Consider the following 2514-nt stretch of genomic DNA (forward strand, 5'->3'; position numbering starts at 1 on the left):
TAAAGGCAATAGTACAAATTTCTATTGTGAGCAGTGTAGGAGTGCTGTAGTATAATATTACATACAGTAATGATAAACAGGGACTTAGAGGAGGATTAGGGACCTATGTGTAAAGGGGGCTAACAGGGGGCTTAGCCGTGTAACATGCGAAAGTCAGGGCTGGGTTCAAGGGGGGAGAGGGGGATGAAAGGGGTGTTGGGGGCAAGGTGGCGCTTTTTGCGGGAACCTCGTAGGCAGTGATGGACAGCCTTGACGAGTGTAATGGCAAGGCGGAGGCGGAGGTGCTTCATGATGGCAGAGTAGGGCCGCTGTTGTTTGCGGGCCATGATTTCCGCAAGGTGTTGGAGGATGCGGGTTGCTTCAGGGGCAAGCATACCGTCGGTGGAGGCGACAAATGGGTGGAAGGATTCGCGGCGGGAGGCACAGATGTCTTGGTAGCGTCGGCGCTTCTCGGTCTCGTGACGTTGGAGGATGGTGGCAGCATCGCGGGTGCGACTGGTGAGACTGTCGAGGTTGGTGATCCTGACGTCAATGATGGCATTGGTGCCGCGTTCAAAGAGACCACGGATGGCGATGTCACCGCGGTCGTGAGTGGCAGGTGTGGGGGCAGGGGTGGTGGCTGGGGGGTCGGTGGGGTGGGGGGGAGCGGGAAGGGGGTCGACGTAGATGGGCTGGCCGAGGGGAACAGAGGGGGCGGCGGTAAGGGCAAGGGAGGGTTCGATGGTAATAGCAGAGGCTTCAAAAACTTCACAGGCAATGGCGGCAAGTTCTTGTCGGATCTCATTGTGGCGAAGATGGACCAGGCCACCATGCAGACAGTTGAGAGCATGATTGATGTCGTTGGGGCAGTTGCAGCCATCACAGGTGGCGGGGATGTGGCTGGGGGTGATGCCAAAGCGGATGTAGAGGCCATCACGCCATTCTTGAGCGGAGAGAACGGTTCGTTCGAGGAGGCCGGGACGGGCAGAAAGCCAAGAGCCGGTGTGGCAGCAGCGCTGGAGGCGGAGTTGGAGGGGTGGAGGTAGGGTGGCAAGGTGGTTGTCAAAGATGGTTTGGTGGGCGGTGTCTTTGGCGTGGTGGGCGAGAATGCGACCGGTGGCGAGGTTGTCACGATGGGCGGCAATACGGAAGGGTCCTGTTTCTGACACAGTGGGGTTAGTTGGTCGTGTCAAATGAGGTTGGCAGCCGGTGGGGGCAACAAGGGAGCGGGAGATTTCGAAGGTGATGTCTTTGCTGGCGGTGTGGCAGGAGGGAGCCTCGTGAATAGGATTGGGGAGGGCGAGGCCAGCACGTTTGATGGGCAAAGCGGTGATGTGGCGGGGGGGGAGGCTGGGGTGAAAGACAGGGAGTTGGAAAAGGGCGGGGATGAAGGTATCAGCAATGGCATGTTCAAGGGGAGCAAAAAGGTGGGGCGGGCATGGGCAGGTTCGCTGGACATGTTGCCATTCTTGCTGGAGGGATTTCTGGAGCCCAGTATAGGCGGATTGGGGAAAGCGGGGTGCAGCTGTGGAGAGGGAGGCGATGGCGGTGGCCCAGGTTTGGATTTTGGCGGTGAGCCAGCTGGTGAAATGGGTGTCACTGCCGATGTGGCCGCCAAGAAAGCGGTTACCAGAGGTGATGATGACGGAACCATGACGGGTGGAGGGAAAGGCAGTGTTGGCTTTGTCGAGGTGACGGGTGATGAGTTGGCATTTGGTAGGCTGAACGTGATATCCGTAGGGTTTGCCAAGGGTGGTGAGTCGGGTGAGAAAGATTTTGAGGTCAGGAAAGAGGCCGGCGGCATTGCCATCATCTGAATACCAGAGGTGGAGGAGTTTAGGGAATTCGAGTTGCAGGCGCTTGATAAGGGGGACAAGGGTGAGAGAATAGAGGATCATGGAAGCGGGGCAACCTTGGACGACACCGGTGGCACTGAGGACTGTGGTCGCCGTCCCATTGCAGGGATCCAGGTACAAAACAGGAGACCAGTGTTTGTAGCAGTTGAAGGCATAGCGGGCTCCCTGGGGCCAGAGGTATCGGACAACATAGAGCATCATGGTGCGGTCCAGCTCATTGAAAGCATTTTTGGCATCTATTTGGAGGAAGCCGAACTGTTCGTGAGAAGATTGAGTGTCCCACATATGACGCGCTGCATGGATGGCACCTTCGATGCCCGCAGGGAGGCCAACAGCTAGTTGAGTGGTGCCTGCAGCTTCGGTGGCGGCAGGACCGGCTTCAGCTAGGATGCATTTGGCAATCAAGCGCCGTTCAATGTTTCCAATTCCAATGGGGCGAACACCGGGAAATTTATCCAGAGCGAGGCCGCGGTTGGAGAGGAGAGCACGGATGGCAGCCCAAGGGACATTGTTGTTGGCTTGCCAGTTGGCAAAGCGGGCAAAGGCGTCACGGAGGGCAGTACTTGATTTGCGGTGGTAAAGGAGCCATGTTTTCAGGGTGTATCCATCAGTGCCACTGGGACCACATGCACCGGAGAGTTTGGTGGCGGCGGTGGCAACGGTTTCTTCGGTGATATTG

General features: G+C 57.5%; 1 protein-coding gene. It reads right to left on the reverse strand.

Going from position 1 to position 2514, the window contains the following annotated elements; translation table 11 throughout:
• Positions 1-131: 131 nt before the first annotated feature.
• Positions 132-2514, reverse strand: a 2383-nt coding sequence (locus tag ACRCYW_RS14475) for a reverse transcriptase domain-containing protein (RefSeq protein WP_438550771.1), incomplete at its 5' end; no start/stop codon positions are given.

The sequence above is a fragment of the Aeromonas sp. genome (assembly GCF_051657805.1).
GTDB lineage: Bacteria > Pseudomonadota > Gammaproteobacteria > Enterobacterales > Aeromonadaceae > Aeromonas.